At 57.9% G+C, this 24,254-nt stretch carries 18 protein-coding genes and 3 pseudogenes; 10 read left to right on the top strand and 11 right to left on the bottom strand.

The window, feature by feature from the left end:
• Window positions 1-3: 3 nt before the first annotated feature.
• The 3 genes from EOA79_RS00895 to EOA79_RS00885 all read right to left on the bottom strand — a co-directional run bounded on the left by EOA79_RS00895 (window position 4) and on the right by EOA79_RS00885 (window position 3,152).
• Entirely contained in the window at window positions 4-975 is a 972-nt protein-coding gene (locus EOA79_RS00895; protein WP_127214890.1) for a proline racemase family protein, read from the bottom strand.
• A gap of 2 nt (window positions 976-977) precedes the next feature.
• Window positions 978-1,751 carry a transporter substrate-binding domain-containing protein gene (locus tag EOA79_RS00890; RefSeq protein WP_245456952.1) on the bottom strand — a complete coding sequence of 258 codons (774 nt, stop codon included), beginning with the start codon at window positions 1,749-1,751 and terminating at the stop codon, window positions 978-980.
• Window positions 1,752-1,916: 165 nt separating this feature from the next.
• Window positions 1,917-3,152 carry an FAD-binding oxidoreductase gene (locus tag EOA79_RS00885; protein WP_127214893.1) on the bottom strand — a complete coding sequence of 412 codons (1,236 nt, stop codon included), beginning with the start codon at window positions 3,150-3,152 and terminating at the stop codon, window positions 1,917-1,919.
• A gap of 892 nt (window positions 3,153-4,044) precedes the next feature.
• On the opposite strand from EOA79_RS00885, the pseudogene EOA79_RS00880 reads away from it, so the two are divergent.
• The 7 genes and pseudogenes from EOA79_RS00880 to EOA79_RS00850 form a co-directional block, all read left to right on the top strand.
• Window positions 4,045-5,693 (top strand): annotated as a pseudogene (locus tag EOA79_RS00880) (MFS transporter).
• 1,193 nt (window positions 5,694-6,886) lie between these two features.
• The gene (locus EOA79_RS00875; RefSeq protein WP_127215275.1) at window positions 6,887-7,846 is read left to right on the top strand and encodes a hypothetical protein; all 960 of its coding nucleotides are present in this window, start codon (window positions 6,887-6,889) and stop codon (window positions 7,844-7,846) included.
• 123 nt (window positions 7,847-7,969) lie between these two features.
• Complete coding sequence (locus tag EOA79_RS00870; RefSeq protein WP_127215274.1) at window positions 7,970-8,935, top strand: ornithine cyclodeaminase family protein; 966 nt, start codon at window positions 7,970-7,972, stop codon at window positions 8,933-8,935.
• Window positions 8,936-9,055: 120 nt separating this feature from the next.
• Window positions 9,056-9,406 (top strand): hypothetical protein, encoded by a 351-nt coding sequence (locus EOA79_RS00865; RefSeq protein ID WP_127215273.1) that lies wholly within the window; start codon window positions 9,056-9,058, stop codon window positions 9,404-9,406.
• Between the two features lie 171 nt (window positions 9,407-9,577).
• Window positions 9,578-10,837 (top strand): acetyl-CoA carboxylase biotin carboxylase subunit family protein, encoded by a 1,260-nt coding sequence (locus EOA79_RS00860; protein WP_127215272.1) that lies wholly within the window; start codon window positions 9,578-9,580, stop codon window positions 10,835-10,837.
• A gap of 248 nt (window positions 10,838-11,085) precedes the next feature.
• Entirely contained in the window at window positions 11,086-12,309 is a 1,224-nt protein-coding gene (locus EOA79_RS00855; protein ID WP_127215271.1) for an acetyl-CoA carboxylase biotin carboxylase subunit family protein, read from the top strand.
• Window positions 12,310-13,943: 1,634 nt separating this feature from the next.
• Window positions 13,944-14,089: pseudogene (locus EOA79_RS00850) on the top strand (transposase); the annotation flags it as partial.
• A gap of 303 nt (window positions 14,090-14,392) precedes the next feature.
• Here the strand turns inward: EOA79_RS00850 and EOA79_RS33365 are convergent.
• A complete protein-coding gene (locus EOA79_RS33365; protein ID WP_245457022.1) occupies window positions 14,393-14,698 on the bottom strand; it encodes a transposase in 306 nt (101 codons plus the stop codon).
• Between the two features lie 286 nt (window positions 14,699-14,984).
• Between EOA79_RS33365 and EOA79_RS33360 the strand changes: the two genes are divergently transcribed.
• A complete protein-coding gene (locus EOA79_RS33360; protein ID WP_245457020.1) occupies window positions 14,985-15,203 on the top strand; it encodes a hypothetical protein in 219 nt (72 codons plus the stop codon).
• A gap of 73 nt (window positions 15,204-15,276) precedes the next feature.
• Here the strand turns inward: EOA79_RS33360 and EOA79_RS00840 are convergent, their stop codons facing one another.
• From EOA79_RS00840 to EOA79_RS00830, 3 genes are all read right to left on the bottom strand, one after another.
• Window positions 15,277-16,116: a hypothetical protein gene (locus tag EOA79_RS00840; RefSeq protein WP_127215270.1), complete on the bottom strand. Its 840-nt coding sequence runs from the start codon at window positions 16,114-16,116 to the stop codon at window positions 15,277-15,279.
• A complete protein-coding gene (ectB, locus tag EOA79_RS00835) occupies window positions 16,109-17,365 on the bottom strand; it encodes a diaminobutyrate--2-oxoglutarate transaminase (RefSeq protein WP_063169362.1) in 1,257 nt (418 codons plus the stop codon). The genes EOA79_RS00840 and ectB overlap by 8 nt, the downstream gene beginning before the upstream one ends.
• 1,064 nt (window positions 17,366-18,429) lie before the next feature.
• Window positions 18,430-19,146: an SPASM domain-containing protein gene (locus tag EOA79_RS00830; protein ID WP_224571099.1), complete on the bottom strand. Its 717-nt coding sequence runs from the start codon at window positions 19,144-19,146 to the stop codon at window positions 18,430-18,432.
• A 719-nt stretch (window positions 19,147-19,865) separates the two neighbouring features.
• Between EOA79_RS00830 and EOA79_RS00825 the strand changes: the two are divergent.
• Window positions 19,866-20,101, top strand: a pseudogene (locus EOA79_RS00825) (transposase); the annotation flags it as partial.
• A gap of 16 nt (window positions 20,102-20,117) precedes the next feature.
• Here the strand turns inward: EOA79_RS00825 and EOA79_RS00820 are convergent.
• Both EOA79_RS00820 and EOA79_RS32555 read right to left on the bottom strand, forming a co-directional pair.
• On the bottom strand, window positions 20,118-20,864 hold the full coding sequence (locus EOA79_RS00820; protein ID WP_063169365.1) for a LuxR family transcriptional regulator: 747 nt from the start codon (window positions 20,862-20,864) through the stop codon (window positions 20,118-20,120).
• Between the two features lie 354 nt (window positions 20,865-21,218).
• The gene (locus EOA79_RS32555) at window positions 21,219-21,521 is read right to left on the bottom strand and encodes a hypothetical protein (RefSeq protein ID WP_127262113.1); all 303 of its coding nucleotides are present in this window, start codon (window positions 21,519-21,521) and stop codon (window positions 21,219-21,221) included.
• Here EOA79_RS32555 and EOA79_RS00815 point away from each other — a divergent pair.
• Complete coding sequence (locus EOA79_RS00815; protein WP_128292694.1) at window positions 21,501-23,303, top strand: ABC transporter ATP-binding protein; 1,803 nt, start codon at window positions 21,501-21,503, stop codon at window positions 23,301-23,303. The genes EOA79_RS32555 and EOA79_RS00815 overlap by 21 nt on opposite strands.
• Before the next feature lie 597 nt (window positions 23,304-23,900).
• Here the strand turns inward: EOA79_RS00815 and EOA79_RS00810 are convergent.
• Together EOA79_RS00810 and EOA79_RS00805 are read right to left on the bottom strand one after the other, a co-directional pair.
• The gene (locus tag EOA79_RS00810) at window positions 23,901-24,107 is read right to left on the bottom strand and encodes an exopolysaccharide production repressor protein (protein WP_082826584.1); all 207 of its coding nucleotides are present in this window, start codon (window positions 24,105-24,107) and stop codon (window positions 23,901-23,903) included.
• On the bottom strand, window positions 24,104-24,254 hold a 151-nt coding region (locus EOA79_RS00805; protein WP_164748146.1), incomplete at its 5' end, for a 4Fe-4S binding protein. The genes EOA79_RS00810 and EOA79_RS00805, both read right to left, overlap by 4 nt.

Below are 24,254 nucleotides of genomic sequence, written 5' to 3'. Positions count from 1 at the left end.
CCGTCAGTTGGGAAGGAAACCAGCGGGCAGCGGATCGTCTGCTTCCAGCACGAGGGTGGAAAATGCGCTGATATGAGCCATGCCCCGCACTTCGGGGATCACGGCGGGCTGGCCGCCCTTGCCCTGAGCCACATCCACGACCTTGGCCGTGAAGGGCACCCCGAGAATGTTTTCGGCGCGGTAAGGCGCGCCGATCATCAACTTTCCACGCGCGTGGAGCTGCGCCAGGCGCGCTGAGGTACCAGTGCCGCAGGGTGAGCGATCGAACTTATTGCTTGCCAAGATTACCAGATGTCGGGCGCCGCCCTCGATGGCGTTATGGAACAGCACACTGTCAACTTGAGGGTGGCTGCTGGCGGCGTTGAGCGCCTGCTTGATGGCTATGCCCGCGCGGCACCAGCGGCTGGCGTGATTGAGGTCGAAGGGGAGATCCACTTGGCGCGCGTCAACCAAGGCGTATGTGATGCCACCATAGGCGATGTCGCAGGTCACTGTGCCGAGATCCTCAGCTTCAATGGTCACGTCGGCGGAGGCGAGATAGGAGGGCACGTTGCGCAGCACCACTGAGGTCAACTGACCTGCCTCGAACGTGCCGGTCACATGAATGATGCCTGCCGGGGTCTCGATGGACATGCCGGTTAGTTCAAAGCCTGCAGGGAGCGCACCCGTAGCAGCCAGGCTGGCGATGTAGCCAATCGTGGCATGACCGCACATGTCGGCGTACATATACGAAAAGATGAAAAACAGCCCCTGATCTGCCTCGCGGGATGGCACGGGCACCGCCGCCGCCATGGCAGCATGCCCGCGCGGCTCGTGAAGCAGCAGCCCCCTCAATCCATCATGGACGGCGCGGAAATGGTCTCGCTGTTCGCGCACATTGCGCCCGCGCAACGGAGGGATCCCAGCGGTAACCGTTCGGGTGGGGTGCCCTGCGGTATGACTGTCGATTACGGTGAAGAAACGGCTGGTGCGCATGGTCAGCAGTACTTTCCAGACTGGGGAACCACCTTCATGTCAATGCCGCGCTCGAGCATGTAGCGGGTGATGCGCGAGCATGCGAGACCTAGAGAGTTCTGCTGCGACATCCAGTTGGCCAGAAAATTGGCAAACCCAGCATTGCCTGGCTCGCGGCGGATGCCGATGGTGGACGGATTGCGCAGCACGGGCATTGGTACCACGGCCTTGCCGATCCCCTTGGCGTCGAGGAAGGCGGCGTCCTGGTCGGCGACTATCATGGCGTCGACCTTGCCCGACTGAAGCTCCAGGATGGCTTGGTCGCGCGAGGGGACGACGACGATGGTGGCATTGGGGATGACCGACTCGGCGATCACTTGCATGGTACCCCCCTTCTGCACGGCGATGCGAGCTTCCTTGGTGTCCATCTCGCGCCAAGTCTTCGGTTCGAAGCCCGGACGGGCAACGAGCGCCCAAATGCCCTCGACGATGGCGCCAGGCACGTAATCGACGACGAGGCCGCGGCGGGGGTTGGGGTTCAGTGCCACCGCGAGGTCAATCTTGCCGGCCTGGAAGTCCGCTGCGAGGTTGCCCCAGGTGGTCTCGTAATACTCGATTTGAACGCCCAGCAGACCGGCAATATCCTTGCCCCAGTCTACGAAGAAGCCGCTCCATTCGCCGGAACGCGGGTCCTTGATGTAGCCCGGCTCCTCCGCGACCATAACTGGAAAATGCAACTTGCCGCTCGCTTTGATGCGATCGAGCACCAGGGAGGGGTCTTCGGCTCGAGCCGGCATGGAGGCCGGCCCGATTAGGGTGGCCACACTCAGGGCTGCCGCGACAATTCCTCTTATCCAGCGTCTCAATGAAGTCTCCTCCGGTCTATTGTGCTATATCATTTGAAAAATGCACTATAGCATTTCTAGAGGCGGCGCAACATTAAACCTTTTGCTCGGCTCACGTCACCGCACACGATAAGGAGCACAGGAGAGTCTGGGGGCGCGTCCAGCGACAAGGTCGCAGACAATGGCCGCCGTCATGGGGGCGCCGCTGATGCCCATGTGGCCATGGCCAGTGGCGAACAGGATGGCTGCATGCTTAGGATGGGGACCGATGATCGGCAGGCTATCAGGCGTCGATGGCCTTACGCCCATCCAGTCAGTCACCTGGCTGATAAGTATGTCTGGCAGCATCGCGCGCGCGCACGCCTGCAGCTTGCTGCTCTGCTTCGGATTGCGTGGCGCATCCGGTGCATCGAACTCCGCGATACCCACGATGCGCAGCCCTTCCTCCAGAGGCGTGGCGACAAAGGCCGATGCGGCGTCGGTCACTGGGCGGCTGATCACGCTGGAAATCCCGGGCACAGTGACGTGATAGCCACGCTCACTGACCAGCGAAAGAGAAATTCCCAGGGAGCGCGCGAGGTCGCGACTGGCGATACCGGCTGCAATGACCACTATGTCGCAGCGGTGACGCCCCGTATTTGTCTGGAGCGTCACCCCGTCGATGCCGGGCTCGATAGCCAAAACCCGAGCCGTGCGAATAGCAACGCCCAATGCGCCGGCCCGCCCCATCAGGCTTTCCACTAAAGCGAGCGGCGAGGTCACGTGACCGCCGCCAGGAAAGAAAATCCCGCGCTGATAGTCGCGGGCTAAGCCGGGCTCCAACCGGCGTAGCTCTTCGGCATTGAGCCTCTCGAAGGCCACGCCATGCGCGGCTCGCAACCCGTCCACAACACCGTCGAGTGGGCCGAGTGATACGTCGCGCCAGACGTGCAGGGCACCGTTCGGCCGGAACACCCGCTTCCACTCGACGTCTCCGAGCATATCGCGATAAAGCTCCGCACAGGGGGCGTGGAGAGCGTGCAACGCCGCATAGGCTGTCTCCCAGGCATTCGGGCGGCCGGTTCGCAGGAAGCGCACGAGCCATGGGAGGGTGCGAGGTAGCTCACGTGGTGCGAGCCGCACCGGGCCGTCGGTGTCGGCGAGCCAGCGCAGCGCACGCCACAGGACCCCGGGGTGAGCCATTGGGAAAGACGATCCCGCAGTGTATTGGGCGCCATTGCCCCAAGAGCAGCCATGGCCGATCCGACCTTTCTCAACCACAGTGACGCGGTGCCCTTCCCGCGCCAGCATGAGAGCGCAGCTCACGCCAATTACGCCCCCTCCAATGACGGCCACGGTACGTTGTTCAGCCATGGGATATCACCTCTTTGTAGCTGCCCTTAGGTCAGCATAATTTCGAATACACGGGGATGCAGGCGATCTTCACCTCTATCCTTCTCCCAAAGATTGTTATAGGTCAATGCTAGGCGAATATCACTATTGACCTATCACAGACATAACTTCTTGCGGGGTTCAACGGTATTTTCGTTGTTTCCAATATCCTCGATAAGACGGCACTGTCGGTACCGGATTTGTCCCGCAAGTAGGGAATCATCAGCGACGTGACCTTCTACGCCTGGCGCAGGAAGGACGGCGGAATGGAGGAGGTGCCGGAAACCAAGCCCTAGGCGCTTGGGGGATGAGAACGCTCGATTGAAGAAGCATCTGGCGGTGTCGATGATAACGTGACCACGCAGCGCTTGGCTTCCGCCCCTGAGCCAGACGTCCGGGGAATTCCGGCCCAAGCAATTAAGACCGGGCTCATTTTCGTTGAGCACGCAGAGGTGCGATCGGTGAGCATTTTCCGGCCGTCAGAAGCATGTCACCCCAACGCCAGATCGGGCCGCGTAAGCCTAGACGAACCCCGTTCCGCTCAAGGTGAAGCTCGAAGCCAATCGACAGCGCATCAAGCGATCAGTTCGACAGGACGTAGACGCCGCATGGGTCGGGTGCGGGGCCGCCTTACGGCAGGAAGCTTAAAGTCATCTCGGTGCTAGATGGCGACAATACGAAAACTGGATTTGACGCCTACCACACAATTGACCCTTGATAAATGAAGTTGCGAACCTGCAGCAAACTGCGTACCTGCGGCGTTTCGAACTCTGGTCCGGCAAGTGCAATCAACGGAATTAGCGTGAGGATGCATGCTTCGCCCTCTGCGCAAGCGAGCCTGTGCGAACCATTAGACGGAGGCGAATGCTGCAAGATGAACGGGGCGGAGAGCGCAGACGGGGATCCAGGGTCGTCAGCGACATTTGCGCCGCTCAGGAAACCGGTCTTTCGTTCGATCTGGCTCGCCACGCAGGTTTCGAGTCTCGGCTGGTTGATGCAGACCGTCGCCATCAGCTGGCTGATGGCGACGGTCTCGACTTCCGATCTTATGGTCGCGCTGGTACCGGCGTCATCGACGCTGCCCGCCTTCGTTCTATCTGTCTTCGTCGGGGCCATCGCCGACAATTTCAACCGCCGCAAGGTCATGTTCGCCGGCCGGTGCATTATGGCCATAGCATCTGCAATGCTGACCGCGTCGGTGGCGCTGGGCTTTGTCGACCCTTGGATGATCCTCGGCTTCAGCTTCTTGATCGCATGCGGCGGTGCTCTGAACGATCCCGCCTGGCAAGCTTCGGTTGGCGATATCGTGGACCGACGCGATGTTCCCGCTGCCGTCACCCTCCTCTCCGTCGGCTTTAACACTGTCCGGACGGTAGGCCCGGCACTCGGCGGCATCGTGGTTGCCTCGTTCGGGCTTGTGACGGCTCTCGCCGTGACCACACTCACATATCTGGTCCCTTTGGCCACCATATGGCGCTGCAAATGGAAGGTACGCTCTTCGCCTCTGCCGCGCGAGCCGATGAGCACGGCGATCTATGACGGGCTCCGCTTCACGGCGATGTCTTTGGAAATCGAGACGGCGATCGCTCGCGGAACTCTCTTTGGCTTGGCGGGCATCGCCATACTCGCGCTGCTGCCCCTGATCGTCCGGGATCAGCTGGGAGGAGGACCGCTCGCCTATGGCGCCCTCATGGCCGGCTTTGGGACAGGCGCTGTCTTCGCAGGCGTTTCCAATGGCGTATTCAGAAGGCGTTTGTCTCAGGAACGGCTGATGACGCTCGCCTGCATCGCCTGCGCGGCCTGCTCCCTCTCCCTTGCACTGACCTCCTCGATTGCAGTGGCGGCAATCGCGCTCGCCTTGGGCGGCGCGGGTTGGGTCATCGCCTGGTCCGGGGTTGGTGTGAGCGTGCAGCTGGCAAGCCCGCGCTGGGTCGTGGGGCGCACCATCTCGATCTACTATGCATTGGCGGCATCGCCGCCGGCAGTTGGTTGTGGGGCACAGTGGCCCAGAACCATTCCCTGGCCTGGGCGCTGGAGGGTTCTGCTGTTGCTCTGTTGCTCGTCGCTGCGGCCGGCGTCCTGTTTCCCGTTCGGGAGCGCCACGAGTCCGAGCCGGATCCTTTGGAGCAATTCAACGCCCCAGCAGTCGCCCTCAATCTCAAGCCAAGAAGCGGTCCCATCGTCGTCAAAGTCGAATATCTGATACCCGCGGAAAACGTCGATGCTTTCTTGGACCTCATGCGCGAGCGACGGCATGTACACAGCCGCGTCGGTGCTCGGCAATGGACGCTGCAGCGCAACCTTCAGAGGCCTCTGGAGTGGACAGAGACATTCCACACGCCGACCTGGACTGACTACCTTCGCCTCAACCATCGCCTCACGACAGAGGATAGGCAACTGGGCGAAAAGGTCCTCCTCTTGCACGAGGGAGAGCTTCCACCTCAAGTGACGCTTTTGATCGAGCGACCGACAGGCCCCGCTCGCAAAGCCGAGGACTCGACGCGTTATGTTCCCAATCGTTGACCTCTTTCAAACAGTGAGGGACCACGACATTTGGCCGTGCAAGCGCTGGCAGGAGCATAGCTGACTACGCTGACCCACGACTTCTTCGCTCACGGCAAGTTCTTGCGGCCTTCCCGATCCAGATTGTCTTGCACCGTACTTGGGACGATCCCGAGTACTACCGCAACTCGCGTACGCTTGTCCGCCGGCAGAGAGCCGCAGCATCTGTTGTATGTGTCGCATGGCAGCCTTACCTTTGACGGCATGAAAAAATTCCCTCGTGGACACAGAGGAGCTTCATGCCAAGGTTGCTGACCCGAAGGCATGGTCAGGACGGAAAAACCATCCGCTAGTCGATCGGAATGCTGTCCGGCTTTAGATCCAACGCTGTCCGGATTTTGATTGCAATTTAGGCCGGCTAATTCCTGGAATCCTCAACATGGGGCACCCCTTTTAAGGAGTTGGTTCGAACAGCGCCGAAAGATGCCACCCTCGTCGCACGTCCCTAGCACCTAATCAGCGGGGCACGACCGCAGAGGGCCAAACCGTGAAGCTGTGGTGGCACCTGCCGGAGCCTCGTACGAGACGGAGACGGCGGCATGTACAACGGCGTTTGGGCCGGTGCTTCAGCGCCGAACTCAGCATTCTCACCGTCCGGACTCCGCATTGAAGTGCGACCGGCGCGGTCGGATGGCGCACGATTTCCGCTTTCCCGCTGAGGAGCCCGTCCGCCATTCCGGGGAGAAGGCGAGGAAAACCGACACAACTGTTTGGTTTGTTGAGTCCACGACGCGGTGGTGTTCGGCCGGTGTCCTGCCACGAGCTCATCTAAACCATTGAGACAAGCGATTTCTGAGCTCTTAGCGCGGTTGGCTCGATCTTTGCGGCACCTCGCTGGAGGGCGCAGGAACTGCCACCGGTAAGGCATCGCTCCAGAGAAGGACGGAAATGAACATGTCAGGTCTGCGTCAGGTCGCATTTCATGGGAGCTATCGGCAGATCCGTCGGCTCGCAAAAAACGCTCGCCGCCCTGGGCACCTCGGGCAGATCCTCATCGTCCCGGTGACCCAACCCCGAGTGCACCCTGATTCTGAACTCGAAAGCACGGGAGAGAATCTGCATCTCGGGCAAAGCACAATTCGGTGCAAGCCCTCGAACTCGAGTGCGTTCCGGGTCAACTGCCCCTTGAGCTCAATCAACTTGAGGAAGGAACGATGAGAAAGCTTCTTGGCCTTTACGTTGATCACCAGATGACTGCGCCTCTCGCAGTGGCGCAGCATTCGGCGCAGATGAAACCACTTGCAACGGACCTTGCGAGATTTGGAATTCTAGTCGTCACAACCTGCGCACGAGTCGAGGTCTATGGTGAAGAGTCCGTACTCAGAAATGTAGATAGCACGATTTTTTCGGGTTTTTCATACGCACGCATTGAAGGCGCGGCCGCAATTGCTCAACGTATCGCCGAAATTGCATCCAGCGCTCATTCCCAGATCCTCGGTGAGAGTTACATCAGCGATCAGCTCGCCAAGGCCATCGAATTTCTAGATCCCAACCTCCCGATTGTCCAGATCGCACGGCTGGCAATAGAAACAGGTCGTGCCGCGCGCGAGCGACAGCGTTTTATCGCATCATTCAACTACGATCAGATCGTCCGGGACATTATAGCTGATCGATTTCCGTATGGAGAGATACCCGACCGCCTTTACATCGTCGGGGCGGGTATGCTGGGTCGCGGGCTAATCAGGAGTGGTGTCGGAGAGCGATTCCGTTCCACGGTTGTCGTAACGCGGAACCCCAAGAACCTTCGCAAACGTCTGCGGCGTTCGAATGACATTCGAGTCGCGTTTAAGCGCCCGGCAGAGATCGGGTATCCACACGAACCGCGCTCCATGGTCGTTATCGCAACCGCGGATGTCAATGATGAATACGAAGCCACTCTGCAGGAAACCCTTCTTCGGTTGAAGCCGCGCTCTATAGTTGATCTGTCCGCTATCCCAGCACTTTCCGGGAATTTCGTCAAAAATCTTAATTATATTAACATGTATGATGACGAATTTCTCCGGTTTATTGAAGAAAACAATAAACATCTGGCTCCAAAACTGCCGATCTTGTTATCCGACATAAAGGAAACACTCCATACGGCACAGATATTATCTCCACCGATGGCAACGTAGCCCTGCATCAGCAGCACCAACCTGCAAGAGACTTAATGAACAACGCGTCGCACTATTCGTGACATCCAAACCGAAGGGCCAGACTGTTCCAGCGCCGGTCTCAACACCAGGAGCCAAGGTAATATGACGACGCCTACTGTGAGATGGCTGAGTCGAAATGACGTTGCACAGACGCATCTGCCATTCTCCTCAGCATTAGATATTGTCGAAGCGACGTTTCGTGATCACGGCAACGGCGCATTCGAGAACCCGCCAAAGATCGGGATCCACCCGGGGCACGACGCATTCATCCATGCAATGGCTGGCTGGCTTCCCAGGCAACGCCGAGCCGGCCTTAAATGGGTTGCCAGTTACCCCAGCAATTATAAAGTTGACTTGCCAAACATCACAGGTCTTTTGGTGTTAAACGATCCGGATACGGGCCTACCAGTCTGCGTGATGGATGCTGCTTACCTGACCGCAGTTCGCGCAGCAGCAGCGTCTGCTATTACCAGTAAGTATTTGTCGCCGCGTCGCGTGGACAGGATTGCGGTAATTGGCGCTGGTCTTCAGGGCCTCTACCACGTTAACATGTTGTCGTTGATTCATCCAGCTGCCGAATTCCAAATCGTGGATATCAATGAGAATGCGGTGAGCCGCCTGGCTGAACAGACTTGTTCCAAAGCTACAGTGGTTCATGTGAAAGACGCCGAGGCCGCGATCCGCACCGCTGACCTCGTAGTCACCGCAACAAGTCGATTGGAAGACGTGGCATTCCAGTTCGGATGGGTCAAGGAGGGCAGCTTGGTTCTGCCAGTCCATGTCCGCGGATGGTCACAGGACATAACTACGGCTTCGGATGTATTGTTGACTGACGACGTTGAGCAGTTCAAAAACTACATCATTGCTACGGGCTCTCCTTATCGGGATATTTCCCGCGTTCTTGGGTCTGTCAGCGATGTCATCGCAGGACGGGTGGCCGGCAGAGTTCTCAACGCTGATCGCGTTGCAGTGTTCAATGTCGGCCTCGCAATGCATGATGTCGCTATAGGTTCTGCTATACTCGACATCGCAGCGCAGCACGGATTAGGGACGATCATATCCTACTAGATGCCGTAATGGGCCGGCGCTATACCCATGGCCGGGAAGGCGGCTGTCCCTCAGAGGGATGATGTTGAACCGGGTCCGATTGCAAGCGTTTGCACAGGGGATTCATTGGGGCAAGATCGCGTGAGAGACGAAGCCGGCGAGCAGCCAGAAGCGCTGGCGGAGCATTTTGCCGATCTGCGATTGCGGGTCATCCGCATCGGCCTCGAGGCAGGGCCTCTGCCCCAGTGGTTGCGCGAGGGTCTGGTCGACGCCGACTTTGAGGTGGTGTTGCTGGAGACACGGACAGCGGCGAAGCGCGCCGAGAGCGGTTCCGGATCAGTCTTGAATTTTGGCGAGAGCGATGCGCCGCTCGCGCCCATCATTCGAGATACTGAAGCCGGGGACCTTCCGCTCTCCGATGGAAGTTATCTGAAGCCGGTGGACGTGAGGGACACCTCGTCAAGCGGCAAGTGGGGGCTGCGGGGCAGATGAGCGAAGCATGGAACCAGACAAGGCACTTCTAATAGATTTACAAAATCTTCACACCGCAAATAGCTCGACAATAATACATTCACCACAAGGTCTGAGGTCAAGCACGGCTGAAAAGCTGATGCCGACCTATTACACCCGCGGCACGGCACGCAACGAAGGAGTGAAGAGCCAATGGCAAGAAGAGCGCTCATCCTGATTGAAGGTACAAGGAATGCTGGCCCGCTATACGTCCAAGCGGCTCAAGATCATGGTCTTGATCCAATCATCCTGTCGGCTGATCCAGCTCGTTACGACTATCTTGCGGCGGAAAGGGTTGAGGCAATCCGTGTTGATACAGATAGTCTCGATGCGCTGATCGGCGAATGTTCGCGGCTAAGTGCGACCTACGACATTGCTGGCATTACATCCTCTGCCGAGTCCTTCTATGCGACCGCCGGCAAGCTCTGCCGGTATTTCGATCTACCGGGTCCGAATCCCGCATCCATTGAACGATGCTGCGACAAATTCACTCAACGTCAACTCCTTGAGGAGGCCGGTGTTCCAATGCCCGCTTATCGCTTGGCAGTGAACGCGGCGGACGTAGAAATCTCTGCCGCGGAGATTGGCCTACCGGTGATTGTTAAGCCAATCGTAGGCAGCGGCAGCCGCGGTGTCCGATTGTGCCGCAGCATCGATGAGTTAGCCGAACACACAACCCATTTGTTAGGCGGGAAGCACATCTGGCGGTCTCCGCAGAGGATACTTGTCGAAGAATTCGCCCAGGGCGTATACTATACAGCTAGTATAATGGGAAATGAAGTTATCGGGATTGCCACCGCTGAGTTCGGCCCCCCACCGCATTTCGTCTTTCGTGAGACGATTCTTCCGGCCCCCCTAACCGCTGACGAGTATACGCGCATTGCCGATGTTTCGCTGAGCTGCTTGAAAGCTCTCGGCCTTGGCTGGGGGCCAACGAGCATTGAATTCCGGTGGACGAAGAATGGACCAGTGGTGATCGAAGTAAATCCGCGTCTTGCTGGTGGGACCACTGCTCAACGGTTTCAGCTGGCTTTCGGTATCGACCTCATCACCGAACACATCAAGCTTGTCGTCGGCGAGAAATGGGATTTGCGCAGAAGGCATTCACACACCGTGGCTGCGCGGTATCTAATTCCCGATCGCGATGGCACCCTCGACTGGATCGGTGGCGACATTCAAGCGGCTGCTGTACCAGGTGTCGCCGAGGTCAAATTTAATGTTCAGCCCAAGACCCCGATCGTCAGGAGAGGCGATTACACAGACAGTCTCGGATATGTCATCGCCGCTTCACCCAGCCTTGCTCGGACCCAGGAAATACTTCAGCATGCCGTCGGTTTAATCGGCTGGTCGATCACACCATTTTCGACCCTCAACGAACAGGAACAAGGTGCGGCCGATTACCTCCCGGACTGATGGAAGGAAAGCGCTTTACGCTGGGCGACTGCCTCTTCAACAGCGCCAGCTCCGATTCGTCGAGAGGCTCCGTGCCACAATGCCTGCGACCAAAATGCTGCAACAGATTGTTCAAACAAATTTACATTAACTTTGCGAGCGCAAACCGCCGAGGCTGGTACGTTCGCAAGGTCTGGGGTCATACGTGGCTGAAAAGCGGATGCGTGTTGACGCTCAGGCCGCAAAAAAGTGCAAAAAGGTCGATGCCAATGGCAAGAAGAGCGCTCATCCTGGTTGAAGGGCATAGAGGTATTGGTTTGCGATACGTCCAAGCGGCCCAGCGTCTTGGTCTTCATCCAATTACCCTGTCTACTGATCCAGCTCGGCACGACTATCTTGCGGCGGGAAAGCTCGAGGCAATCGCTGTCGACACAGACAATCTCGATGCGCTGATCCACGTATGTCGTCGGCTAGGTGCGACGTATAACATTGCTGGGATTACTGGTTTCACGGGCCTCGACGAGTCGCTCTATGCGACAGTGGGCAAGCTCTGCCGGCATTTCGATTTACCGGGGCCGAACCCCGCTTCAATTGAACGATGCTGCAACAAATTCACTCAACGTCAACTCCTCGCGGAAGCGGGCGTTCCAATGCCTGCTTATCGCTTGGCTATGAATGCCGGGGATGTTAAAATCTCTGCCGCGCAGATTGGTCTGCCGGTCATTCTCAAACCGGCCGCAGGCAGCGGCAGCAGCGGTGTCCGATTGTGCCGTGACGTTGACGAGCTAGCCGAACATACGGCCCATCTGTTCGGCGGCAAGCACACATGGGTGTCTTCGCCGAGGATACTGGTCGAAGAATTCGCACAAGGCCCATTTTATACCGTTCATACTATGGGAAATGAGGTCGTTGGGATTGAGGCCGCTGCCTTCCACCACCCACCGCATTTCGTCTTCCGTGAAGGCACCTTCCCGGCCCAGCTTAGCGATGACGAGCATAGGCGTATCGCAGACGTTTCACTGAGCTGCTTGCGAGCTCTCGGCCTTGGTTGGGGGCCATCCGCCACCGAAGTTCGGTGGACCAAGCGTGGTCCAGTCGTCATCGAAGTCAATCCTCGCATTGATGGCGGTCCTCAACAGGTTGAGCTGGCCTACGGTGTCGATCTCATAACCGAGCACCTCAAGCTTGTCATCGGCGAGGAATGCGACTTGCGCAGAAGCCATTCCCTAATTTCGGCCTGGCGGTCGCTACTTCCTGATCGCGACGGCACCCTCGACTGGATTGATGGTCATAGTCGTGCGGCTGCTGTACCGGGGGTCGCCGAGGTCAAGTTTTATGTTGAACCGGGGACGCCGATCGTCAGGAAAGGCGATTTCCAAGACTCTTTGGGATATGTCATCGCCGTTTCGCCCAGCCTTGCTCAGACCGAGGCGATACTTCAGCATGCGATCGACTTCATTGGTTGGTCCATTACACCATTTCCGACCGAATAGGAACAATCAGCGGCCCCCTCCTCCGCACAAAGGCAGGTGCCTCCCGTAGATAAGGGGTGATCGCCGCGGAACATTGGTGCAATTGAGAGGACGCGATGATACTTTTTGCCGCGTTAAAATCCCAATCGGGTTGATTCTGGCTGAGCCGGAAATCCTGTCACTCGCCATTGGCGGCACGATGACTGGCGACGATTTCAAGGACAGGCGTCGACTGGTACGTAATGGCTGTTCTCAGGCCAGGGCCTTGAGGTCTGGGTATGGAAGCTCTCCGCCGTGCATTTGGAGGACATGTTCGTCCAGTCCTTATCTGCTGTCGAGAGGCGACGGTACAGGCGAAGACAATCCGTTTCAGGTCAGCGCGCGGTGTGTCTCTGTCCATTTTGTAGGGTCCTGAAAGTTGCTTCACCGTCCAATGAGGTTACCGACGCGACACTGCTCGTGCTGGCGTTCGTGGATGCGGGTTAGGAACTCGTCGACATTCCTCTCAGCTAACAGATTCATTCTTGACGACAATGGGACCGCTTCTCGGCTCAGGTCCCAGGTGACGACTGGGGCATTGAACTGTTCCAAAGGATCGGGCTAACGGCTTCACGAAGAGGAAAACAGAAACCTGCTGCAGCCAGGACCAGCGGAGCCCTCCAGTGCCTAGGTCATCGATGGTTCCGGGCCACAGTGCCTCACATCCCTGCCCGGCCGTTAGGGCGACATTTCAAAGGCCGAAGGGTGCGTGCGATGCTGTCGGCCGACAGGCGCGCGCTCCTCGCGTGCCACCGCACCGTCGTCAGAGCGACAAGACGGACGTAGGCGCATGTCCTTCGGGATGGGCCGGTGTCTAATCGACGCTTGGCGTCCTTGGGGTCCTCCATGAGGAGCCACTGCTAAAGATCGTGGTCACAATGGGCGGCTCGGACACATACAACGAGGAAAACCAGCCATTACGCGGAGCCCTGAGCGGGCGGATGTGCGGCCCCATCGACATGTTACGGGCGAAAACGACCACGTAGATACGCTCGGTCTTGGACAGCCGTCTCGTGGCCTTTGCAAAGGCTCGGTGTGCTGCGGGGGGGGCCAGTTTGACCACTGCAGGCCGGCATCCCGCAGCATCGTCTCCAAGGAGCGATGATAGCGGCCGCCGCCTCGGCCCGGCGCAAGTGGCCTCATCCGGCCCTTGAGTTCGCGCAGACCTTCCGCGTCGTTCGTAAACTGCCGGTCGATGCGATCGGCAAAAGCTGGAGGTCATGCGACCGCGACGCACAGCCGGCGCTCGCTGGGCAGGTCGCAAAAGTATGGACCGCTGCTCGCGGGCAACTCGACCCATCTAGAATGCAGCTACCACCCCGAGACGTGGTTCAAGAAAATCGCCGAGCAACCGTTGTCAAGGCACCGGCAGTCATAATAACTCGTGCTTGATCCGGAGGTATACCGATTGCCAAACACGGCGGAGTTTTTCCAATCTGGCTATACCTCGATGTTCGTAGGTTTTACTGCTTTAATAGCAGCGACTGCTATGCTGGCCGTATCCAAATTCCGCATCACATTCCTTCAATGGAAATTCACCGTATTTTCTGATATTCCTAGGGATAGCTCCTATTTCCAACGACGATTTGCCTCGCGCCAAAAGAGAGGACCAGAACATGAAGTGCAGCCGCTTCTCTGAAGAGAAATTCATCGGGATCTTGAAGGAGCATGAGGCGGGGGTTTCGGTCGCGACCTTCACCGCAAGCAGGGGGTGAGCGATGCCTCGATTTACAATTGGAAGGCTCGCCTCGGCGGGATGGAGTCTCTGAGGCTCGGCCTCTAAAAGGGTCTGCCCCGTCCGTGCAAGGGTTCGCGACATCATCGACGACAGTTCCAGTTGCATGATGTATCCGGCCTCTCGCGAGTGGGCTGCTGTTGCAGCCACGCCATGATGAGATCCGCGCACGCCGTTCCCAATAAATGGTTCGGGCACGAAGCCAGCTTTTTTGCAGAGGGCTTACGGCATGCTGATCCACTGTTTCGTCATCACTATTCCCGAGCCTTGCAAATCGACCCGTGAGCGTCAGGTGAATGCAGGGTCCCTTCGTTCGTAGAGCGCTCCAGGCTAGGTCAGGATACCCCGGACAATGCGCGTGATCTTGGCGGCGAGTGCGACAACGGCCTTGTTCGGGTGCATCCGGCTTTGCAGCCCGACAAGCCAGCCTCCCGGACGATTCCGGGTTCGATCCAGATGACCGAAGCATGATCGCGCGCCATGAACGAGAAGTTTGCGGACATAGCGGTTCCCGCGCTTGCTGATACCGAGGAGCTTCTGCTTGCTCCCGGTGGAGTGCTCCCGCGGGACAAGGCCCCAGCCATGCGGCCAGTCGCCAGCCTTCTGGAACTGGCGCCCGCTGCCGACGGCCGCCAGAAGCCGTGGCTCTCTCCCAATATTCCGATTCCCGAGATCGTCATGAGCCGGCGGGCAACATCTTCTCGATCTGCGATCGCAGCGATCTCCCTCGTCACATCGCTGATACGCTGCTCCAATCGGCGCAGGTCGGCTAACAGATCCGTAAGCAGCCTGCGCATTGCCGGCGAGAGATCATTCGACACGCTCGTCGAGGACCTGTAGCAGGTCGAGCTTGAACAGGCCCGCTCCCTGTGTCAATGCAATGCCATATTCCAGGCGGAATGCTCGCATCTGGGTTAATGAGATGCGTTCGCGTGCCGATCATCTGGTCGCGCACGCGATGCAGCGCTTGAAGATCGGCCTGCTCCTTGCTCTTGATCTCGCCAAACCGCTTCATCGGCCGCGCAGCGGCTCGGCGATTGCATTCATCGTTATGTCGCTCTTGTTCGACACGTTGGGCTTCACGAACTGCGCCGGGATCAGGCGAACCTTGTGCCCAAGTGCCTGCAGCCAACCCTACTAAATGGACCTCCCGTTACGAAGGATGTTGATGCTTAACTGCCGGCGAAAGCCGGCAGTTGCTGCCACATCCGACTTCAGGTCCACCAGAGAACAAGATCCGGCCGTGCGAAGCCGAAAAAGCAATTCAGCACTAGGCGACGCTTTCCGTCGCCTGATTGACCGGTAACCCCGTGAACGAAGCCGCCATCGATTAGGGCGATATCCCCGGTTTTGAGCTCGAACTCGCGGCAAGGGACGGCCTCCAGATAGGCTGCCGAATAGGGATATCCAGTGGTCTCCACACCTTGCGATATCCGGTCCGCAACCGTCGGCTTGTGGCTCCAGAGCTTCAGATTGCCGCCTTCCTCAGGCATGCTGGGATAGAGGTTGAGCGCTGCGACCGTATTGTGCGCCACCGCAGAAAGCTCGTAATCATCGCCAGCACGTAAGACTTGAGCGACGTCGTCGTGGGGATCCAAGGAAAACGTGCCTGTGCCCGACCAACTGAGGCCGCGACAAACATTGGCCTGGCCGTGTTCGGAACGGGCTAGCCGCAATTCGATTCCCTGGTTGTGAAGCTCTCGCTTCAACGCCCCGAATACTGCTCGAACCGGGTCAACCAAATTCTTAAAAAGGGCATCGACGTACGGCCGCGCGTTTTCGGCGTCTGCGAAATAGGTGGCTGCATCCTTCCTGTAGTGAGATGCGCCGACATATTGTCCGGGCACACCATCTTTACGCTCTCTGAGACCAGAGCTTCCAATAAAGTTCGTAGTGATCTCCTCGGCTACTTCGGTGCTGAAAGCTTGCTTGATGTGCAGAGCGGTGAGCTCACCTTTCAGGACCGAGATGATCTCCGCCGTGTTGATCGACCCGGTCCGTTCTTTGATCGAAACCGGCGAGATGGCTGGCACTTGAGATATCTGACTAGGCATTGTCTTGCTCCTGTAGTGCGTGTTCAAGGATGGTGATGCCACGATCGAGTTCGGCATCGGTGATGGTTATCGGTGGGAGGACTTTGATAACGTCGCGATTTGGCCCCGAGGATTCGATAAGAAGGCCATTTTCGAATGCGACATCGTGCACGCGGCCGACAACTGCCGGTGAACGGCATTTCAGGCCGGCCATCAGACCGCGGCCGCGCTTCTGTTCGATGTATCTTGGAAATTTCGCAACCAGGCGATCGAGGTGCGTTTGCAGCCTGACGGCTGTCCGCTCGACACCTGCAGTAAATTTCCTATCCGACCACATCTTGCACATGGCTCCTGCCGTCACGAAGGCGAAATTGTTGCCTCTGAAGGTCCCGCTATGTTCTCCGGGCTTCCATATGTCCAAGTCGGGTCGAATCAGAACGATGGACAACGGACTACCTGAACCGCTTAGGGACTTGGAAAGACACACAATATCCGGTTCGATTTTCGCGGACTCGAATGAGAAGAAATCGCCAGTTCGGCCCGCACCCGCCTGAATATCGTCGACGATAAAAACAATGCCGTGCGTACGGCAAATGCGCTGAATTTCCGTGAGCCAAGCTGCGGATGCGGCGTTCATGCCGCCTTCGGCCTGGATGGTCTCCAGAATGATTGCGGCAGGCTTTTCTATGCCGCTCCCCGGGTCGCTCAAAACGCTGTCGATGTAACTGGCGGAATCGAAAGCTTGGCTCGGATAGCCGTCATAGGGAACACGGATCACATCGTGGCGAGCGACGCCTCCCAGTTCCCTGGTTGAGGCCGAGCCCGACACCGCTAGAGAGCCGAGCGACATGCCGTGGAACGCATTCGTAAAGGCCATGACGCTCGAGCGGCCGGTGTATTTTCGCGCCAGCGCCAGCGCCGCTTCGTTGGCGTTCGTGCCGGTCGGCCCGGGAAACTGAATCTTGTACGAAAGGCCTCTGGGTTTCAGGATCCAATCGACGAACCCTTCAATGAAGTCACGCTTTGCCGCCGTATGCATATCAAGCGACAGAAGAATGTTCTCACCGACGAGATATTCAATCGCTGGCGCCATAATATCCGGATTGTTGTGCCCGTAGTTGAGTGCGCCGGAACCCACCAGGAAATCGATAAAGGGCTTACCCGTCTCGTCCCAGATCGTCGCCCCAAGGGCCTTCGTAAAGACGGTGGGGAACGCCCGGCAATAACGACGAACGTTAGATTCATGAGCCGTGAAAGCGTCGGTGTCCATATCAAGTCCTCTGCACATAGTCTTTCAAAGAAGAGAGCTGTTTAATGGCTAGTGGTTTGCGGCAGATGTTCGTCGCTTAACGTTGAAGCAGAATGCCGGAGGCAGCTTTGTTTGGTCTGGGTTTGGTCTGGTGATGCCGGCATCCTCATCAAATATTGTTGGGTTGCGTTGCCCTCCATTCGGATGCTTTCGAATGTGCTGCAACAGGATGGCTTCTAAAGCTTCCGCGAAAGCATCGCTACTATGGCATCAGGTAGTTGACGTACCCACCCTTCGCTGCCCATAGCGCTCCGGACAAATGAATGAGTCCAAGGAGATCAGCAGGGTCGCGTCGCCAGAGGTTGTGTCGCTCGGCGGTAGCGAAGCCGCTCGCGAGCGCGCTCCTCAATAGCGCCGTAGCGAGCGAGCGGCTTCGCGGCGGTCATCAATATTCGCCGTTCAACCTCGGGCTGCGGACACCAACCTGATTCAAGAAACTATTTGATGACCGATGACACAGCGAAAGCCACGCTCTCTTTGAGAAGAATGCGGATTCCGATCTCTTGCGCGATGACTGGCCCGAGCCGCCGGATCAAGAGGGCGGGGCCGCCGTGGACCCCCTTGACGGAAAGCCCGTTCGTAGGCCAGGCGGAAGCAACCGGGAGACGCGCTGGCGAAGGGCCGCATCGGTTTCGAGAACGTCCACTACCGCGACGGCAACCATCCCCGGCCGCAGCTGGGCTGCTGCCTTCAGGCGAGTCGAAAAGGAGATCGTCCGGGAGGGTGAAGGCGTTGACGAGGTGAGCCGTGAGTAAGCAATCAAGCTCTGATCGGGATCGACTAACACTGTTTCCATCCGACCGATGGTTGACCTGTGATCGGCGTTACCTCAAGCTAGGCAGGCCGACAAGCTCGGTTGGAAGGCGAAGACCTTTCGATGAGCTCGTCTCCGAAATGCTCGAGGCCCACTGCCGCGCCTACAGGAACATACTGGCGTAACGTGAAAACACGATGGCGTCGCGGGCAGGTGCATCTGTCGTGGGGCCATCCGCACTGCCAGGCACGCCCTCTCGGCCGGCATGCACTCAGGTCCGGTCGTTTGGGTCGGCGAATTCACACATCCTGCAAAGCAGAAAACCATCTGCTCCATTCATGCGGTCGACGATTTCGCGAAAAACTGGCTTTTCAAACAGAGCGGAGTAACCCTCATATAGAAGGTTGCCCAATACGTGACGCCGTTCAAAATCCATAGAGCACAGGGTAACGTCGCCGTTTGGAAGAAGAACATTCCGATACTGTCGTGCGTCCACGCAGGTTAGGGCTCCGACCACTGGCTGACGTGGTGCAACGATCTTAGGGTCGACGCTTCCACCCCTACTGCTCACCGGCCGCGCTTTTATCAGGGCTTCGGTAGGAATAATGTCGGCTATATCTGGGTGGGGCTCGCCCAAGGCCACGAATCGGATCAAGGGGATGTCCGCGTCGACGAGTTGACGAACCAGATCGCGATACTTGTCTCCGACCAGGCGGCTGTTCATGTAGGTGCCGTCATCGAAAACATGGACCACGAATACGCCCAAGCGCAAGGCTTGCAATCGCTGCAGGTCCTGCCCGTTCATTCCCACCAGCGTCGTAAAAATCCTGATGCCATGGCCTTTGGCGAAGGCGTGCTCCACCATTTCGGTACAGTCCGGATTGAGCCAAGGTTCGGAGTATCCCGCAAAACCAATGTCGACGGAAGTCGGTACGCGGGCCAGACACCGCTTGAAATCTTCAAGATCCAGATGACTCGCATGAGACACTTTTCTTTGCCGGACCGCGAACTTGTCCTGGGGACAATATGAACATCCTACGACGCATCCCGTGGTCGTCGTTATCTCCAAAACCCTGCCGGCTGTGTTTGCTGAGCGAAGTTCCGGTAAAATCACTGGTGATTACTCCCATCTACTTCCTGCGAAGCGCCACGATGGTGTGCGTGTGCCTTTGGCTTTCTGATACCGCCTGCTGATCTACCGAGGCAACGCAGACATCTACCCTTTTTGGCAGCCTAAGCCGCCCGGTTCACCGATTTGCCGGGCCGACCCTTCACAAACTTCCAGCGCGTCGGACCAGAGACAGCATTGCATCTTTCGAGGCATCACTCGCTCCGGAGATGTAGCCTCAACCGTTGGTCGCTGGCCCGTCGCCGAGATGCGCGCGCAGCACCCTCGAACCCGCCGGAGAGAAGCTTTCTGGATGCCGTCGATCATCCTTCATCGAGCGAGTTCCGTGTTCTCATGCGGGTCAGCCCTCACACTATATTGCCGCACATCGACCAGCAAAGGCCGAGCTAGTGCGCCTGGCGCGCAGTTACTGCGAGATAGGCTTCGAAAAGCCCGACAGGGCTAAGACGCTCCGCTGTATTGAACCCGAAATGTTTTCTGACAGCTGTCAGATTTTGGACACACATCACTCATCGTCAGTCGCTTAATACGGATGGTAATTTCTTCCAGGAATCGGTGACATTGAACACCACCCTGTCATGACCGCCCAATCTCAGCGAAGCGAACTCAGCATCGCCACCAGGACCAAGCCTGAAGATAAATCCGCCGTAGCAGCGTCAACGACATTTTGCTTTCGAAGCCGGATGGATTGCACGAGGTGATTCGCGCCGTGATGCAGGAGGTGCTCGAGGCCGAGATGGACGAGGCGCTGGGTGCTTCGAAGAGCGAGCGCACGCCGGAGCGTCTCGGCTATCACGCGCGCTACTACGGGCGGAGAACTAGCTGCGCACCTACGGCGGTTGGATAATCCCAAGGTTCAAAGCTTTTACAACAGCTACCGTTCTGCTGGTCGCATCCAACTTCCGCATTACATTTTTTAAATGGAAATCTATCGTATTTCGTGATCTGCCTAAAATAGTTCCTATTTCCCAAGATGATTTTCCTTGTGACACCAAATCAATGCACTCTATTTCTCTCGGAGACAGGTTATGAGCTCGTTCCGACGCAGTCGTAGTGTCGAACTTCGTAACCATCCGATGAAACCGCAGCGCGGCCATTTGCAGGTAGGTGATCGCTCTATTCTGCAATTCGCAGTCCGAGGATTGAGCAAAACTCACAAACCTAAAGCTGCCACCAGGGCCATGTAATGGGACGGTAACGCCTGACCTCAAGCCGAATGTTGCTGCTTCGTCCAAGACGCGGCGTCCATCTTCAGTTATGTTTTCATCAGTATACACCTCGCTCCATCGAAAGGGTCCCGCCTCCTTTCGACCTTTCTTGATGAGGGGGTCTATTTTGGCATAGCCCATTCTCGAGTAGCGCTCCTGCCATTCAGCAGGATAATTCCACATCACCACAGAACCCTCTCGGTTCGGCTTGAAAGCCCTCTCTGATGCGAGCGGCCCATAGGCAATCCACGGGCAATCGAAATTCAGCGCAAACGCAGACAACAGTTCGAACAACTGTTCGGATTGAGCGACATCATCAGTCATCTTGAGGAATAGGTCTAACTCCACCGCAATCCGCCGGAGTTCCATGATGTCTCCTTCATTGCGTTCTCATTGGTGCACAGTTTGCTCCAACCCAGCCTCGCAACATCCGAAGTCAACGGGACTCGAGCCGGAGTTCCTTCCGCCACCTGGAGTACCCTCAAGAGTCGTGCCAGCTTGCGAGCGAAGCTTCTCCTTCAGGTCGTCAATCGACGGGGGAGGTACCCAGGAGGCGAACCGACAGCACTGTGTCGGGGAGCGCACAATCCGACAGTCGAGCATTCGATTGACGGAATATGGGCAGGAAAGTATTCGCGGCGCGCTTTTGAAATCAGCACCTAAGTGCCGGGCCTGAGAAAGCTGCATTGCAACTGTACTTATTTGATCGAGGCAAGAACAAGCTCAAAATTCAATCGATACATCGACCTTCTTTTCCAATCTCCCGAGTTGAGCAGCCGTAGCAATCGTATCGACTGGATGGCGGCTGACTTTCTCCAGGCTCGGTAACCTGCTGAATTTGTCCTTCGGATGTTCCCGCTCAGTTGGCACGACTTTTGAACTCACCGTCGTGAGGCGGCAAGAGCTGCCCGCCAAAATTGATGCTGTTATGGGGGAGGTCGAAATTCCAGTTTTGTCTTTTATCGTCTTTGGGACCGAGCGTGTTGATGCGCCCGCTTGGAAACTATGAGACGTTTCCCCGTCCATGGGCGCGGCGCCACTTGTCGCGACGTTTTCGCCTTCACTGTTCGCCTCTGGAACAGGCAGCCGGCCCGGCTCGCGATCATCATGACCGCGATGCTCGCCTCCACGCTGGCTGACGTGTTGATGCCGCTCTATTCTGGCCGACTCATCGACGCTGTTTCTCGTGCTGCTAATGCGGCAGCACCAGCTTCGGATTCAGCTGTTGCAGCATTCTCTGTACCGATTGCATTGGCACTCGGTGGCATTGCCATGCGCCACGTCGCCTTCATTGGCCTGAGCGACCTGGTGTTGAAAATGATTTCCGACGTCGCGACCGAAGCGTTCCATCATGTGCAGCGCTTTTCGACAGACTGGCATGCAAACAGCTTCGCCGGCTCGACAGTGCGCAAGATAACGCGCGGCATGTGGGCGCTCGACCTCCTCAACAGCACGATACTCGTCACGCTGCTCCCGTCGTTTGTCATCTTGATCGGCTCGACGGTGCTGCTCGGCTGGCACTGGCCGGTCATGGGCGTGATCTTTGCTTGCGGCTCTCTCGTCTACCTTGCGTTTTCGATTTCGCTGTCGCTCGGCTATGTCGCGCCAGCGGCGAGCCTTGCCAACCGATGGGACACAAGGCTCAGCGGCGCGCTTGCGGACGCGGTCAGTTGCAACGCTGTGGTCAAGGGCTTCGGCGCAGAGGTTCGCGAAGACGAGCGGCTTGCAAATATCATGACGAAATGGCGGCACCGCGCGCGCCGGAGCTGGGTGCGCGGAACGATCATCGGCTCAACCCAAGGCGTAACTTTGGTTGCGCTCAGGGTGGCGGTGGTCGGATATGCCCTGCTTCTGTGGTCGCATGGACAGGCAACGCCGGGCGAGATAGCATATGTTCTCACGTCCTTCATCGTCCTGCAGGGCTATCTGCGTGATGCCGGCATGCATGTCCGCAACGTGCAGCACTCGGTTAATGATATGGAAGAACTGGTGGCCATCCACAATCAGCAGGTGGATGTTGCCGATCGTCCAGAGGCCAAGCCGATCCGGATCACGAACGGCCGTATCGATTTCGAGAACGTCCACTTCCGCTACGCCAACCATCCCCTGCCGCTCTATAGCGAATGTTCGCTGTCGATTGAAGCTGGCGAAAGGGTTGGGTTGGTTGGACCCTCCGGTTCCGGCAAGACAACATTCGTGAAGCTGATCCAGAGACTCTACGACCTGAGCGGCGGCCGGATCCTGATAGACGGTCAGGACGTCTCGGAGGTGACCCAAGAGTCCCTTCGTTCGCAGATCGCGATCGTGCAGCAGGAGCCGATCCTGTTTCACAGGTCGCTTGCCGAGAACATCGCCTATGGCCGGCCTGGCGCGAGCCAGGCCGAGATCGAGCAAGCGGCACGACTGGCAAGTGCCCACGAATTCATCGCGCCCCTGCCGAAGGGCTATGGGACATTGGTCGGCGAAAGGGGTTTGAAGCTCTGCGGCGGCGAGCGCCAGCGCGTGGCGATCGCGCGCGCCTTCCTCGCGAACGCGCCGATCCTTATTCTGGACGAGGCCACATCGAGCCTCGATTCGGAATCCGAGGTGCTCATTCAACAAGCGGTGGATCGGTTGATGGTGGGCCGAACCACACTCGTCATCGCACACCGGCTGTCGACGGTCCGCTCGCTCGATCGGCTGCTCGTCTTCGACCGTGGCCGCATCATGGAGGACGGCGATCATGCCGCCCTGATCAATCTCGATGGTGGCATTTACCGCCGCCTCTTCGAACGGCAGGCGTTGGAACTCGCGAAGGGCCTGGCCTGATCGCTAAACCGGCTTGCGCGATGCGCCGAGCCGTTGCCGGAGAGGGGTGTGGCAGTGACGAGCGGCGGGCGTTAGGCGGCAAAACCAGCACGGCCGGAACTGTCCGCCAAACGGGCGAGCGGGAATGCACCACGTCTAAGCTTCGGCGAATGCGCGCAGTTACACGCGGGCACCGAATTGTCGCGCCTAACGGCGCACGCACCAAAAGGGCGGGAATGTCGACGGCCCGGGAAGAGTGCGGCCCTCGCCGTTACCCACATTTCGCCAAAGGAAGCGAAGTCAACGCACATTGAGAGGGCGGTGCTTCCCGGCCGGCCGGGATCCCTGTCGCTGGCCCAACCTACCGCACGCTGGCCACGTCAACGGTTCAAAGTCCCTTCGGTTCGCAAAGTCGTCCCCTTGGAGACCCGGAAGCGCAGGAGCTCCGACCGCAGTCTTCGCTCAACTCTGGCCATCTGCTCCGGGATTGGATTCCGTTCCCTTGCTAGCACAGTGGCAGCTGAGCACGAACTCGCCGGCCCCGTGTCTTTCGATTACGGCCAACGGGCTTAGGAAGAGATTGGATTCGCCGGCCCTCTGCGGAGCGAATGAACAGTTCTACAGATCATCGACGTCCGCGAAAAAGAGCACGCAGCCGAAATAGCAGGCCTGAAGCAGCAGCGAACAGGCCAGCGTCGTGACGACTGCCACACGGATCGAATCCAAAGCGAAGTAAACCATCGACGCATTGCTGCACAGGACCAGCCCCACGAGCCGACAAAAAGATGAAGTGCAACGCCGTTCTCCTGGTTTTCGCCAGATCATGTTGCGAGCTCGTCGGCCGCAACATGCGTCTGGCAGTTCTTGGGGCAGACGCGGCCGCAGGCTCCGCAGCCTATGCAGCGGCCGGCATCATCGACAACCATGATCATGCGATTGAGCTTGCCGTCGAAATCGTCGTCCTCGTCATCG

The sequence above is a fragment of the Mesorhizobium sp. M1A.F.Ca.IN.020.03.2.1 genome (genome assembly GCF_004023205.1).
GTDB lineage: Bacteria > Pseudomonadota > Alphaproteobacteria > Rhizobiales > Rhizobiaceae > Mesorhizobium.
This window is presented reverse-complemented; position numbering and strand designations above follow the sequence as displayed.